Annotated in this window: 13 protein-coding genes; 11 read left to right on the top strand and 2 right to left on the bottom strand. The window is 69.8% G+C overall.

The features are described 5' to 3' along the window. Positions 1-693 (bottom strand): efflux RND transporter permease subunit (locus tag RIF93_RS12770; RefSeq protein ID WP_309091835.1); only part of this gene is annotated, 693 nt, incomplete at its 3' end. 10 nt (positions 694-703) lie between these two features. After that, positions 704-1,846, bottom strand: a complete 1,143-nt coding sequence (locus RIF93_RS12765; protein ID WP_309091834.1) for an efflux RND transporter periplasmic adaptor subunit — start codon at positions 1,844-1,846, stop codon at positions 704-706. 111 nt (positions 1,847-1,957) lie between these two features. Between RIF93_RS12765 and RIF93_RS12760 the strand changes: the two genes are divergently transcribed. From RIF93_RS12760 to RIF93_RS12710, 11 genes are all read left to right on the top strand, one after another. Continuing rightward, entirely contained in the window at positions 1,958-2,527 is a 570-nt protein-coding gene (locus RIF93_RS12760; RefSeq protein WP_309091833.1) for a TetR family transcriptional regulator, read from the top strand. 543 nt (positions 2,528-3,070) lie between these two features. Beyond that, complete coding sequence (locus RIF93_RS12755) at positions 3,071-4,546, top strand: hypothetical protein (protein WP_309091832.1); 1,476 nt, start codon at positions 3,071-3,073, stop codon at positions 4,544-4,546. A 67-nt stretch (positions 4,547-4,613) separates the two neighbouring features. Next, the gene (locus RIF93_RS12750) at positions 4,614-7,205 is read left to right on the top strand and encodes a TonB-dependent receptor domain-containing protein (protein ID WP_309091831.1); all 2,592 of its coding nucleotides are present in this window, start codon (positions 4,614-4,616) and stop codon (positions 7,203-7,205) included. Between the two features lie 175 nt (positions 7,206-7,380). Beyond that, positions 7,381-8,160 (top strand): type II secretion system protein N, encoded by a 780-nt coding sequence (locus RIF93_RS12745; protein WP_309091830.1) that lies wholly within the window; start codon positions 7,381-7,383, stop codon positions 8,158-8,160. A gap of 35 nt (positions 8,161-8,195) precedes the next feature. Further along, on the top strand, positions 8,196-10,205 hold the full coding sequence (gene gspD, locus RIF93_RS12740) for a type II secretion system secretin GspD (protein ID WP_309091829.1): 2,010 nt from the start codon (positions 8,196-8,198) through the stop codon (positions 10,203-10,205). Next, positions 10,202-11,686 carry a type II secretion system ATPase GspE gene (gene gspE, locus RIF93_RS12735; RefSeq protein ID WP_309091828.1) on the top strand — a complete coding sequence of 495 codons (1,485 nt, stop codon included), beginning with the start codon at positions 10,202-10,204 and terminating at the stop codon, positions 11,684-11,686. The genes gspD and gspE overlap by 4 nt, the downstream gene beginning before the upstream one ends. Then, complete coding sequence (gene gspF / locus RIF93_RS12730; protein ID WP_309091827.1) at positions 11,673-12,884, top strand: type II secretion system inner membrane protein GspF; 1,212 nt, start codon at positions 11,673-11,675, stop codon at positions 12,882-12,884. The genes gspE and gspF overlap by 14 nt, the downstream gene beginning before the upstream one ends. A gap of 11 nt (positions 12,885-12,895) precedes the next feature. Next, positions 12,896-13,339: a type II secretion system major pseudopilin GspG gene (gene gspG / locus RIF93_RS12725; RefSeq protein ID WP_309091826.1), complete on the top strand. Its 444-nt coding sequence runs from the start codon at positions 12,896-12,898 to the stop codon at positions 13,337-13,339. Further along, positions 13,266-13,793 (top strand): GspH/FimT family pseudopilin, encoded by a 528-nt coding sequence (locus tag RIF93_RS12720; RefSeq protein ID WP_375163878.1) that lies wholly within the window; start codon positions 13,266-13,268, stop codon positions 13,791-13,793. Before gspG ends, RIF93_RS12720 begins: the two co-directional genes overlap by 74 nt. After that, entirely contained in the window at positions 13,777-14,142 is a 366-nt protein-coding gene (gene gspI / locus RIF93_RS12715; RefSeq protein WP_309091824.1) for a type II secretion system minor pseudopilin GspI, read from the top strand. The genes RIF93_RS12720 and gspI overlap by 17 nt, the downstream gene beginning before the upstream one ends. Further along, a partial coding sequence (locus tag RIF93_RS12710; protein WP_309091836.1) for a type II secretion system protein occupies positions 14,139-14,249 on the top strand: 111 nt, incomplete at its 3' end. The genes gspI and RIF93_RS12710, both read left to right, overlap by 4 nt.

Below are 14,249 nucleotides of genomic sequence, written 5' to 3'. Positions count from 1 at the left end.
GGCGACGCCTCGGTCGGCCGGCGCCTGGCCCAGCGCGCCGCCCGAGGCCTGCACGTTCTGGGCCTGCAGCGCGGCTACGATCTCCTGCGAGGTCAGGTTGCGCGCGGCGGCCTTCTGCGGGTCGATCCAGATCCGCATGGAGTAAAAGCCGCCGCCGAACAGCTGGACGCCGCCGACGCCGGGCACCCGCAGCAGCCGATCCCGCAAAGTGGAGTTGGCATAGTTGCCGACGTAATCGACATCCACGGCCGGGTCCTTGGACGTCAGCGCGATCAGCATCAGGAAACCAGTCTGCTGCTTGTTCACGGTGACGCCGATCTGGCGCACCTGGGCGGGCAGCCGCGGCTCGGCGAGCGCCACACGGTTCTGAACGAGCACCTGGGCCGCGTCGAGGTCCGTGCCCGGCTCGAAGGTCACGGTCAGCTGCACCGTGCCGTTCGACGAGGACGAGGTCATGTAGAGCATGCCCTCGACGCCGTTGATCTCCTGCTCCAGGGGCGCGGCGACGGTCTCGGCGAGCGTCTCGGCCGAGGCGCCGGGGTAGTTCGCCATCACCGCCACCGTCGGCGGGGCGATCTCGGGGTACTGAGAAAGCGGCAGCTGCGGGTAGGCGAACAGGCCGAGCAGGGCCACGAACACCGAGATCACGCCGGCGAAGATCGGCCGGTCGATGAAGAAGCGGGAGAACTTCATGTGAAGCGGCCTAGCGGGCGATGGAGCCGGTGGCGGCCGGCGCGGCTGACGGCGCGGCCAGAGACCCGGCGGTGGGGGGCTGTTGGCGAATGGCGACGTTGCGCGCCTGGACCTTCTGCCCCGGACGGACCCGCTGGACCCCGTTCACCACCACGCGGTCGTCTGGCCGCAGGCCGGCGCGGACCACTCGGAGGCCGCCGATCGCTGGGCCCAGCGTCAGGGGCCGGCTCTGCGGGGCGCCGTCCGGAGAGACAACGTAGGCGATCTTGCGCGGACCATCGGCGACGATGGCGGTTTCGGGGATCAGCAGGGCCTCGTAGGCGCCCGCGCCGGCCATCCGGGCGGCGCCGTACATGCCGGCCTTCAGGAAGCCGTTGGGATTGCCGATTACGGCGCGGATGCGGGTGGAGCCCGACTGCGGGTCGACCGCGTTGTCGAGGAAGTCGACGCTCCCTTCCCAGCGGTACTCCGCCTCGTCCTGCAGGCGCACCTGCACCGGCGCAGACCTCACCCCGCCGGCCTGCCGCTGGAGCTTGAGCAGTTGCGCCTCCGAGGCGTCGAAGACGAAGTGGATCGGGTCGGCGGAGACGATGGTGGTGAGCACGTCGCCCGCCGAGGTGCCGCCGGCGATCAGGTTGCCTGGATCGACCCGCCGCGCCGAGACCCGGCCGGCGATCGGCGCGGTGACACGCGTGAACTCGACGTCCAGCTGCCTCGCGCGGAGGGTGGCTTCCGCGACGGCCGCGGCCGATCGGCGGCTCTCGTACTCCTCCTGGGAGATCGCCTTCGCCGCGAGCAAGCTCTCGGCGCGCTTCAGTTCCGTGCGGGCTTGGCCGGCCTGAGCCTGGGCGGCGGCGAGCTGGGCCTGCGCGGGCCTCGGATCGAGTGTGAAGAGCAGCTGTCCCTTGCGCACCACCTCGCCGTCGCGGAAGTGGACCGCCTGGAGGTAGCCGCCCGTGCGGGCGCGGACGTCGACCTGCTGCACGGCCTCGAAACGGCCGGTGAAGTCGTCCCAGTCACGGACGGTGGCCTTGAGGGGCGCGGCGACCGAGACAACCGGGGCGGCCGCGACAGGAGGTCCCTCCTTCCGTCCGCAGCCAACAAGCGCCAAGCTCGCCAGCGCCATCAGCGCGAGCGTTCGGAAGGTTCGCATCGGTTATCCCTCGGACGCGCTGGGGAGGCGCGTGGCAGTAAGTCAACGGCCGGTGACTTATGGTGTCGATCGGTGTAAGTCAACAGGTGTGGACATGAGCAGGGAGCAACCATGACGCAGACCGAAGGGCCGATCCGCGCCCGCAACGCCGTTGCGACGCGGGGCGCCATCCTGTCGGCCGCACGGTCGCGGTTTGCGGAAGAGGGCTACGACGTGGCGAGTGTCCGCGGCATCGCCAGCGACGCCGGCGTCGATCCGGCGCTGGTCTTGCGCTACTTCGGATCCAAGGAGGAGCTGCTGGCGGCGGTTCTCGCTGAGAGCGGCTCGGTCCGCGACCTCTTGGATGGCCCGCGCCAGGAGTTCGGCGCCCGGGCGGCCCGGATGCTGCTGCTGGACCCGGTCGAGGACCATAAGCTGGCGGTGCTGCAGATCATTCTCCGCTCTGCGTCCTCCCCCAGGGCCGGGCCGCTGGTCCGGCGGAACACGCAGGAGCGGTTCTACGAACCCATGGAGGCTTGGCTGGGTGGAGCGGATGCGCCGATCCGCGCCCGCACGGTGGGTGCGATCATCATGGGCGCGGCGATGTCCCGAGCCATCGACAACAACGGCCTCGAAGACGAAGCGGACCGCCTGCGTCTTGCCGATCGCTTGGCGGACGCGCTGCAGAGAGCGGTCGAGTGACACCGGGTCTGCGTTCGACCTGCGAACGCCCGTATTCGCGCGCCGATCAAGTTCGGATCCCGATCGTTAGCTGACGCTCGTAGCGGGCAGGTCAGGGCGCGCAGCGGGCATGGGCGCGAAAGTCGGCTTCGCGCGCCGACACGAACGTCCGCTTCGGGTCGGGATCGGACGTTGGAGGTGTCCGCTTGTGATTCCGACGTAGTGCGGCAGTCGAGCCGTTGCGGAAGTTGCCGGACATCGCCGGCGGATGCCGCCAGGATCAGATGTCGTCGCGGCGTCATGGGTCCATGGCACGTCGGCGGTGCGCAGAGGACCCTGCGAGAGCGTCCTCCGCCCTGGGGTCTCGGGTTTCGCGCCCGGGACCCTGCTTTTTTTTCGCGTCCGCGCGGGCAAGCTCTGCAACAGGACTGTCACGCTTCTGTCGGGGGGCTGTCATAGCGCATCCCTAGAACCCCGCCTGGGCAGGCGGGCGGCTGGGGTCCGGGGGATGGACTCCGCACTCAGGTCTCGCGTGCGCCGCCAGAAGCCACGGTGGAGAACACGATGACCGGCGTCACCAAGCTGAAAACCCTTCTCGTTATGTCGCTCAGCGCGCTGGCCCTGGCGGGCTGCGGCGGCGGCGCCGACAATGTCGCCTCGCCCGGCGAAGGCGCCTTCCCGCCCGGCAATGGCGGCGGCGGCAACAACGGCGGCGGCGATCCGCCGCCCGGCACGCCTGCGGCCGACTGCCCCGCGGGGCTCGCCAACATCGGCACCGTCGCGAACGGCACCCTGCGCGCGTGCCAGCTGCCGGCGAAGATCGTTGGCAACCTGGTCCTCACGGCTCGCGCCGGCACTGTCTACGCCATCAGCGGCCGAGTGGACGTGGGCGACGACCGCGGCGCCGACCCGGCCAACCCGCTGCCGGGCACGCAGCAGGGCATCCTCACCATTGAACCCGGCGTGCGCCTCTACGGCTCGGGGGGCCTCGACTACATCAACGTGCAGCGCGGCAATCAGATCTTCGCCGAAGGCACCGCCACGAACCCGATCATCTTCACCAGCCGCTCGAACCTCGACGGCAACTCCGGCGCCGACCTGATCGGCCAGTGGGGCGGTATTGTCATCGCCGGCCGTGCGCCGATCGCGTCGTGCCCCTCAGGGGCGACGCCGCCCAGCATCAGCTGCGTGGCCACGTTCGAGGGCGGGATCTCGCTCTACGGCGGCAACAGCCCGACCGACAACTCGGGCCGCATCCGCTACGTCCAGATCCGCTACCCCGGCTTCGAGGTCCAGCCGAACCGCGAACTGAACGGCATCAGCCTGCTGGGCGTCGGCTCGGGCACGACCATCGAGTACGTGCAGGTGCACAACAGCTCGGACGACGGCATCGAGTTCTTCGGCGGCACGGTCAACGCGAAGCGCGTCGTGATCACGGGTGCTGACGACGACTCGATCGACACCGATGAAGGCTGGCGCGGCGGAATCCAGTACCTGCTGGTCCGGCAGCGGCCGAACGGCGGCGACCGTGCGTTCGAGCAGAGCTCGGCCGGCGTGCAGGCCTCGCTGAACTCGCAGCCGAAGTTCGCCAACTTCACCGTGATCGGCTCTGGCCGCACCGGCGCCGGCGACCTGCAGGTGCTGAACACCGGCACGGGCGGCCGCTTCATCAACGGTGTGATGACCTCGGCCAACAGCGCCGTGGCGTGCCTGGACGTGGACGACAACGCGACCGTCGCCGCCGCACCCCGGTGGGATGCCGTGAACTTCTCCTGCGCCATCGCCTTCCGCAACGACTCGGGCGTGGACGCGGCGGCCACGGGCACGCTGTTCAACGCCGGATCGAACAACAATTCGGCGTTCACGGCCTCGCTCAACGGCTTCATCAACGGCCCGAACGAGACGGCGCGGCCGGCGGTGGACCCGAAGGCGATCTACTCCTTCTTCGACACCACCAACTACGTGGGCGCCGTTCGAGATGCGAACGACACCTGGTGGCAAGGCTGGACCTGCGGCCTCGCCGCCAACAGCAGCTGCTGATTGCGCGGGGCGGGGCCCGGCGCTCCGCCCCTTTCGCACCGTCGAACTCCAGAGGCGATCTCAGACCATGACCAAGCTCCACCGCCCGCTTTTCGGGCTGCTGCTCTGCACCACCGCGCTGATGGCGCCCGGCCTCGTCCACGCCCAAGCGGCCGATCAGGGCCAGGAGGTCGAGGAGGTCGTGGTCCGGGGCAAGTACATCCCCGAAGTGATGCGGGAGACCTCCGAGGTCGCCTCGATCGTCACGCCTGAGGACCTGGTCCGGCAGGGCGACGATACCGCCGCCCAAGCGCTCACCCGTCTTGCGGGTCTCAGCGTGGTCAGCGGCCGGTTCGTCTACGTGCGCGGTCTGGGCGAGCGCTACTCTTCGGCCCTGCTGAACGGTTCCCCGCTGCCCAGCCCCGAGCCGCTGCAGCGCGTGGTGCCGCTGGACCTCTTCCCGTCGAACGTTCTGGCCGGGGTCAATGTCCAGAAGACCTACTCGCCGAACCTGCCGGGCGAGTTCGGCGGCGGCCTGATCGACCTGCGCACCGTGGACGTGCCGGACGACGGGTTCGTCTCCCTGGGCTTCAGCGTCGGCATGAACGACGAGACCTCGCTCAAGCGCGGCCTCACCTATTACGGGGGCGACTCCGACTGGCTGGGCGTCGATGACGGCACCCGCGAACTTCCCGCTGCGATCCGCCGCGGCATTGAGACCGGCAAGCGGATCGACGCCACGAACTTCTCCGCCCAGGAGCTGACGGTCATGGGCCGCAGCTTCCAGAACGCCAACATCAACCTGCTGCAGTCCACCAACGACGTGCCCCTGAACGGCAGCGTGGATTTCGCTGCCGGTACGTCCTTCCCCATGGATTGGGGCACGCTCGGTGTCGTGGCCGTGCTGGGGTACGACTCGAGCTGGTCGAACCGGGACGCGGTCCAGCAGGAAGGCGTCGTCGATCTCGAAGGCTTGTCGGTGCTCGAGGATCTGCGGTCGTTCTCGACCCAGAACGACATCGTCATCAACGGCCTGACCAGCGTCGCGCTGGAGCTGGACAATCACACCTTCAAGTGGACCAACTTCTACGTCCGCAACGTCACGAAGGAAGCCCGCTCGGTCGAGGGCGAGAGCTCGCGGGCCTCGAACTACATCCGCGACGACTGGACCTCCTGGTACCAGCGCGAGCTGATCGACACCCAGCTGACCGGCCAACACCGCTTCGGCGATCTGGAGATCGACTGGCGCGGTAGTTATGCGCGCACCGAGCGCGACGTCCCCTACGAACGCCAGGTGCGCTACCGCCAGGTCGACGGCGTCTATCTGCACAACCCGCAGTCGGACGCGAACTTCATCCGCTTCAGCGAGCTGGAGGATAAGGCCACCGGCTTCGGGATCGACGTCAAGTACCGGCTGGAGAATCCCCTGATCGCCGACATGACGGTGTCCGCAGGGTACGCCTACTATAAGAACGAGCGCTTCTCGGACAGCCGAGCGTTCCGGTTCACCATGAACCAGACGCCGTCCATCGCCTTCCAGATGCAGCGCGTCGACTTCCTCTACTCCGACTACAACATCGGACCGAATGGCCTGATCCTGCGTGAAGTGACGGGCTCCGACGGCGCCGCCGCTTACGAGGCAGAACTGACCACCAACGCCGGCTACATCCAGGCGGAAGGCGAGATCTTCCCGGCCGTTCGCGCGACCGTCGGCGCCCGCTACGAGAGCGGTGAGCAGTTCGTCCGCGCTCTCGACCTCTTCTCGGCCACTCAGGGCGAGGGCCGCGAGCTCAACAACGACTATCTGCTGCCGGCCGCAACGCTGACCTGGAACTTCGCTGAGGATCAGCAGCTGCGCTTTGGGGTTTCCAAGACGATCGCCCGGCCTCAGTTCCGCGAGCAGGCGCCGCAGCTGTACCTCGACCCGGAGTCGGACCGCACGTTCATCGGCAATCCGTATCTGGAGGACTCCGAACTCATCAACTTGGACGCCCGGTACGAACGCTACTTCGACCGGGGGCAGTTCGCGACGGTCGGCGTGTTCTACAAGGACATCGACAAGCCGATCGAGTCGGTGGTGAACGAGTCCGGCTCAGGCCTGCAACAGAGCTTCCTGAACGCGCCGCAGGCGACGCTCTGGGGCGTCGAGGCCGAGTTCAAGAAGTTCTTCGAACCCACCTTCGACCAGCCCTGGGTGGACGGCCTGCGCTGGTTCGTGGGCGCGAACTACACGTACACCAAGGCCGAGGTGAAGGTGGACGAAGGCGACGTGGTCTATCCCCGGACGTCCTCGGGCCAGCCGGCGCCGGCGCGAGACTTCGTCATCGACGGCAGCCCGCTGCAGGGCCAGTCCGAGCACCTCGCGAACGTGCAGTTCGGCTTCGAGACCGAAGATGGCATGACGCAGGCGACGCTGCTCGCCAATTACGCCAGCGAGCGGGTGACCGCCCGCGGCCAGGCTGGCGCGCCGGACTTCGTCCAGGATCCGGGCATCCTACTGGACTTCACCTTCCGGCAGAAGTTCGAGGTGCGAGGCCAGGAGTTCACGTTCGGCGTCGAGGCCCGAAACCTGCTGGGCGAAGAGTTCGACGAGCACCAATCGCGGGGCGGCGACGAGATCAAGCTCAATAACTATGAGCTCGGCCGCAGTCTGTCGGTCAGCCTGTCGGCCCGGTTCTGAGGCAGAGGTCGGGCGGTGGCGGCGCTTCGCCGCGGCCGCCCGCTCGACTGTCACGGCAACGTCGCACAAGCTTCACGGGAACGTCGGCGTCGTCCGCCAAGAGTTCGCCGTCCCGCCGCGGTCCGCGGCGGCAACGGGGGATGCGTTGAGGTTCGATCTTCAGACTATGGGCGCGGTGCGTCCACGCAGCGTGCTGACAGCGCTGGAGATCGCCCTCGCGGCCGCGCTCGCCGTGCAGGCGGCCCGCCTGACCTGGTTGCTCGCCACGCCGTCGAGCCCCTTGGGCAGCCCCGTCGCGGCGAGCCCCGCCCAGCGGCCTCGCGCCGACCTGTCGATCCTGGCTCAGTTCGATCCCTTCTTCCGGGTCGCCGGCGGCGGGGGACCAGCGACGGTCCAGGCGGCCTCCTCCGAGGGCTTCACCCTTTATGGCGTCCGCGCCCTGCCGGGCGGCCGCGGATCGGCCATCCTCGGATCCGAGGGGCAGCAGCGATTTTATGACGTGGGCGATGAGGTCCAGCCTGGGCTGGTTCTGACTGTCGTCGGCGCCGATCACGTGATCCTCAGTCGCGGCGGCGCCCGCCAGCGCGTGAGCTTCCCGAGACCGGCGCCCGGTGCGGCCGTCCTGCCGATCACGACGCCTGCGCACAGCCCCTCTGCGTCGGCGGGCGAAGCCCCGGCGGTGAACGTCAAGCGACTGCTGGACCAGATCGGCCTCACGCCCCGCCGGAGGGACGGTCAGCTGGCCGGCTACCAAGTGATCCCGCGCGGTTCGGGCGAAGCGCTGCGCGCGGCCGGCCTTCAGCGGGGCGACGTACTGCTGGCCGTCGACGGGGTCGTGCTGACGCCCGAGCGGGTTAGCCAGCTGCAGGACGAACTTTCCCAGGCGACCGGCGCCGAACTCCGCTTCGAGCGGAACGGCCAGGTCATGACCACTCGCATCCGGATGGCCCCTTGAGACGTCTCCTCGCCCTAACCCTGCTTGCGAGCGCCATGACCGCGACCCTGCCGCCCGGGGCGGTGGCCCAGGAGCAGGTGCTCAACCTGCAGGACGCCGACATTCGGGTGTTCATCCAGGACGTGGCGCGCGCCACGGGCCGCACCTTCATCATCGACCCGCGCGTGCAGGGAAAGGTCTCGGTCGCCAGCCAGGAGCCGCTGTCGCGGGCCGAGCTCTTCGACGTGCTTCTCTCGACGCTGCGGGCCAATGGGTTGGTGGCGATCCCCACCGGCTCGGGCGCCTACCGCATCGCGCCGGAAGAAGGCGCCGCTACCCAGCCCGCCACCCTGGGCGCGTCGTCGGGCTACGGCTTCGCCACGCAGGTCATCCGCCTGCGCCACCTGGACGCTGTCTCGGCCGCCGAGACCTTGAAGCCGCTCGTGGGCCGCCAGGGTGCGATCCAGCCGATCGCCCGCGGCAACATGCTGGTGGTTGCCGACTACGCGGACAACCTGCGCCGCATCCGTGGGCTGTTGGCCCAAATCGACCAGGACCGCGGCGTAACCGAGACGGTTACTCTGAGGTCCAGCTCGGCGCGCGAGATCGCCGGCGTGCTCAACGACCTTCTGAAGGCGCCGGGCTCGGACCCCGCGGCGCGCAACGGCGTCGTCTCGATCGTGGTCGTGGAGAGCAGCAACTCGATCATCCTGCGGGGCGAGGCCGAGGCGGTGCGGCCGCTGCTGGCGATGGTGGCGGACCTCGACCGGCGCGCCGAGACGGCGGGCGACGTCCGCGTCGTCCAACTTCAGCACGCCAACGCCGAGCAGCTCGTGCCCGTGCTCCAGCAGCTCGTGGGCCAGTCGCCGTCCGCCGCGCCAGCGGCGTCGACGCCGGCGGGCCGCCGCGGGCAGGGCGCCTCCCAGGAGACAGCGCCAGCTCCGGCCCCGGCGCCCGCCTCCACTGGTCCAGCCCGAGCGAACATCGCGCGCTATCCGGGCGCCAACGCCATCGTCATCGCCGCCGATCCCGAGACCCAGCGGATGCTGTCCGAGGTGATCCGCCAGCTCGACGTGCGCCGCCGCCAGGTGCTGGTGGAAGCCGTCGTCGTGGAGATTTCGGACGAGGCGGCCAAGCGGCTGGGCGTGCAGTTCGCGCTGGCCGGCATCAACGGCTCGGCCATTCCGTTCACGGCGACGAACTACTCCAATACTGCGCCGAACCTCACCGCGCTGCTGGGCGCCGCAGCGGCCGAGAAGAACCTGCCGGACAACGATGAGGCCAAGGCGCTGCTGCGGGAGACGGCGATCCGCTCGCTCCTGGCGGCGAACGGAGCCCTGATCGGCGGCGGCGGCCAGATCGGCGACGACGCGCTGTTCGGGGTGGTGATCAACGCCGTGAAATCCGACACCGCCTCGAACCTGCTCTCGACGCCGTCGATCATGACCCTAGACAACCAGTCGGCCACGATCCTGGTGGGTCAGGAGGTTCCGATCACCACAGGCGAGAGCCTGGGCGCCAACAACGAGAACCCGTTCCGCACGATCGCCCGCCAGAACGTGGGCGTGCAGCTGGAGGTCACGCCGCAGATCAACGCCGGCGGCACCATCACGCTCTTCCTGCGTCAGGAGGTCTCCAGCGTGGCCGGGCCGGTCAGCGCCAACTTCACTGAACTCGTGCTCAACAAGCGGGAGATCGAGACCACCGTGAACGTCGACGACGGCGAGATCATCGTGCTGGGCGGCCTCTTGGACCAGACCGAGCGCGCATCGGTGGAGAAGACGCCGCTGCTGGGCGACATTCCCGGCGTCGGCGCGCTGTTCCGCGGCACCAACAAACAGAAGACCAAGACCAACCTGATGGTCTTCATCCGCCCGAAGATCGTGGGCGACGCCGCCCAGGCGCGCGCGGTGACCGGGCCCAAGTACGAATACATCCGCGACCAGCAGGCCGCCCGCGACCCCGCGCGCCAGAGCGAGCTGGAGGCGCTCGTGCGCGAGTACCTCCGCGCCCAGCCGCCGACGGCGCTTCCGGCCCCCGCGCCAGCCCCGGCGGTCGCCCGATGAGCCAACTCCCGCGCCTGGACTATGGCTTCGCCAAGAAGAACGGCGTCCTGCTGCTCGACCTCGGCGAAACGGCGGTGGTCGGCTTGCGCGAGGGCGGCGAGCCGGCGGCGTTGATCGAGACCCGGCGCGCCCTGCGCGTGCCGCTGCGCGTCGAGCTCTTGAGCCGGGCCGAGTTCGAGCGGCGGCTGTCCGAAGCCTATGCGGGCGAGGGCCTGGCTGCGCCGGCCGAAGATTTCGAAATGGCCGGCGGCCTGGACCACCTCGTCGACGAGCTGCCGGCGACGGCGGACCTGCTGGACGCCCAGGACGATGCGCCCATCATCCGGCTCATCAACGGCGTGCTGGCCGAGGCCGTGCGCCAAGGCGCTTCCGACGTCCACATCGAGCCGTTCGAGACGGCGCTGGTCGTGCGGCTTCGCGTCGACGGCCTGCTGAAGGAGGTCTTGAACCTCTCGCACCGGATCGCACCGCTGCTGGTGAGCCGGGTGAAGGTGATGGCGAGGCTCGACATCGCCGAGAAGCGCGTGCCCCAGGACGGGCGCATTTCGCTGACCCTGGGCGGCCGGGCGCTGGACGTCCGGGTCTCGACCCTGCCGGCGCGGGCCGGCGAGCGGGTGGTCATGCGGATCCTCGACCAGGACCAGGCCGCGCTCGGCCTCGAGGACCTGGGCATGTCGCCGCGCGCGCTGGAGGTGTTCCGCGGGGCGCTGCGCCAGCCTAACGGGGTCATTCTGGTCACCGGCCCGACAGGCTCCGGCAAGACGACGACGCTGTACGCGGGGCTTTCCCTGCTGAACGACGCCACCCGCAACATCCTGACGATCGAGGACCCGGTCGAGTACGCGATCCAGGGGTTGGGCCAGACGCAGGTGAACGCCAAGGTGGGCATGACCTTCGCCGCCGGGCTGAGAGCCATCCTGCGCCAGGACCCGGACGTGGTGATGGTAGGCGAGATCCGCGACGTGGAGACGGCCCAGATCGCCGTCCAGGCGAGCCTGACCGGGCACCTGGTGCTGTCCACCGTCCACACCAACGACGCGGCGGGCGCGGTCACGCGACTTCGCGACATGGGCGTCGAGCCGTTCCTGCTGGCCTCCACGGTCCGCGCGGTCATCGCCCAGCGGCTGGTGCGCCGCCTCTGCACCGCCTGCCGCCGGCCCGAACCCGCCGATGCGGCCACGGCTCGCATGATCGGCATGCCCCGCGGTCATGTCTGCTTCCGCCCCGTGGGCTGCCCGGCTTGCGGTCAGACCGGCTATGTCGGCCGCGTGGGCGTCTACGAGGCCCTGCGCGTCGACGACCGCATCCGCAGGCTGGTGGCAGAAGACGCGGACGAGGACGCCATTGCGAAGGCTGCTTTCCCGGACGAGGGCGGCACGCTGCAGAGCGAGGCCCGCCGCTACGTCGCCGAAGGGATCACCACCGTCGAGGAGGCGATCCGGGTCAGCCGCCAGGAGAGCGCTGAGCATGTCGGCGTTTGAGTACACTGCGCTGGACGGCGCCGGCCGCCCGCGCCGGGGCGTGATCGCCGCCGCGACCGAGCGCGCCGCGCGCGAGCAGCTGCAGGGCCGGCGGCTGACGCCGGTAAAGCTGGCGCCCGCCGCCGATCGGCCGGCCGCGCGCAGCTTCCGCCTGCTGCCCGACCGCATCGGCCCCCGGGCCCTGGCCCTGATCACACGCCAACTGGCGACGCTGGTGGCCGTCGCCCCGCTGGAGGAGGCGCTGCGCACCCTGGCCATGCAGGCCGAGCGGCCGGCCCAGCGTCGCGTGCTGCTCGCGACCCACGCCGCCCTGCTGGAAGGCCACCGCCTGTCGGACGCCATGGCCCGGCAGGGCGAGGCGTTCCCCCGACTCTACCGCGCGATGGTGGCGGCGGGCGAAAGCTCGGGCGCGCTGCCCGAGATCCTGGAGCGGCTGGCCGACCTGCTGGAGCGTGACGAGGCCGCCCGCAGCCGGATGCTGGTGGCCCTGATCTATCCCATGGCGCTGGCCGGCACAGCGCTGGCGGTGGTGGTGGCCCTGATCACCTTCGTTGTGCCCAAGGTGGTCGAGCAATTTGACAGCATGGGCCAGCGGCTGCCGTGGCTGACCCGCGCGATCATCTTCCTGGCCGAAGGCGCGCGCGACTGGGGCTGGCTGGTCCTGCTGCTGCTGGTCGCGGCGGGCGCGGGCGCGGCCCATGCGCTGCGCCAGCCTGACCTGCGCCTGAGATTCGACACAGCCTTGCTGCGCCTGCCGCTGGTGGGCAAGCTGATCCGCGACCTGCACGCCGCCCGGCTCGCACGCACCCTGTCGACGATGATCGCCAGCGGCGTCCCCGTGCTGGAAGGCCTGCTGCTCACCGCGCCCACCGTGCACAACCAGGCGCAGCGCGCGGCCGTGTCGGAGATGGCCACCTTCGTCCGCGAGGGCGGCAGCCTGTCTGGCGCCCTTCGCAAGGCGGCGATGTTCCCGCCGATCCTGATCTACATGGCGGCCAGCGGCGAGAACGCTGGCCGGCTCGACGTCATGCTGGGCCGCGCCGCCGAATACCTTGAGCGCGAGGTCAACGCCGTCGTCGCCGTCGCCCTCAGCCTGCTTGAGCCGGCGATCATCATCGTGATGGGCCTGATCGTCACGCTGATCGTCCTCTCGATCCTGCTGCCCATCCTCCAGATCAACACGCTCGCTTACCGCTGATGAGAGACGCCATGACCTTGCCCGCTGAGACCCGCCGCCGCGCCGAAGCCGGCTTCACTCTCGTGGAGGTGATGGTGGTGGTCGTCATCATCGGTCTGCTGGCCACGGTGGTGATGATCAACGTCCTGCCCAGTCAGGACCGCGCCATGAAGGAGAAGGCCCGCACCGACGTCGCGGTGCTGGAGCAGGCCATCGAGACCTATCGACTGGAGAACCTGACCTTCCCGACGAGCGAACAGGGGCTCTCGGCCCTGGTGAGCCCGCCACCGGGCCTCAGCCGACCGGACCGCTATCGCGAGGGCGGTTACATCCGCCGCCTGCCGCAGGACCCGTGGGGCAACCCCTACCACTACCGCTACCCCGGCGAGCACGGACGCTTCGATGTCTGGTCCATGGGCGCGGACGGTCAGCAGGGCGGCGAAGGCGATGACGCCGACATCGGCAACTGGAGCTAGGCCCGCATCGGAGCGCGGCTTCTCGCTCGTCGAGGTGATGGTCGCGCTCGCGATCCTGGGCCTGCTGACGGGCGCGGTGCTGATGACGCTGCCCGCCGACGGTCCGCGCCTCGCGGACGAGGCCGAGCGCCTCGCCGCGCGGCTGGAGCACGCCCGCGAGGAGGCGCTGGCCAAGAACCGGCCGGTGGAGGTCGCCTTTGTCGCGAACGGTTACCGCTTCCGAGAGCAGCGGCGCGGCGCCTGGGAGCCGCTGGACGGCGGCCCCTTCGAACCGCAGACCTGGCCGGAAGGCCTCGCCGTTGCGGTCGAGGCGGCGGACGGCCGTCAAGCCGTGCGCTTCGACACCACCGGCGCGGCCGAGCCGGCGACGATCCGGCTATCCAATCGCACACGGGCGGTTCGCATCGCCGTGGACGCCCAAGGCGAGACTCAGGTCCATGCCGATGCGCGTTGAACAGGGCTTCACGCTGCTCGAGATGCTGGTCGCCATGGCTGTCCTTAGCCTGGGCGCCCTGGCGCTGTTGAACCTGGCCGGCGAGAACACCCGCACCGCCCAAGCGCTGGAGACCCGGCTGTTCGCCAGCGTCGTGGCCGAGAACCGGGCCATCGAGGCCCTGACCGCGCCCGCGCCGCCGGCGGTGGGCGAAGAGCGCGGCGCCGACCAGGCGGGCCTCGAGACCTGGCGCTGGACCCGTCGGGTCAGCCGCACCGGCGAACCCGGCATGCTGCGCCTCGATGTGATCGTCACCGGGCGCGACGGCCGCACGGCCGGCGAGATCACCGTGTTCCGGGGGCCCGCATGAAAGGCTTCACCCTGGTCGAGATGATGGTGGCGCTGCTGATCTTCGGCCTGGTGTCGGCCGCAGGCGTGGCGATCATGAGCTTCAGCGTCGACAACCAGCAGGTGGTC

It is taken from the genome of Phenylobacterium sp. (assembly GCF_031181185.1).
GTDB lineage: Bacteria > Pseudomonadota > Alphaproteobacteria > Caulobacterales > Caulobacteraceae > Phenylobacterium.
The sequence above is the reverse complement of the archived record's forward strand: the minus strand, read 5'-3'. Positions and strand labels throughout refer to the sequence as shown.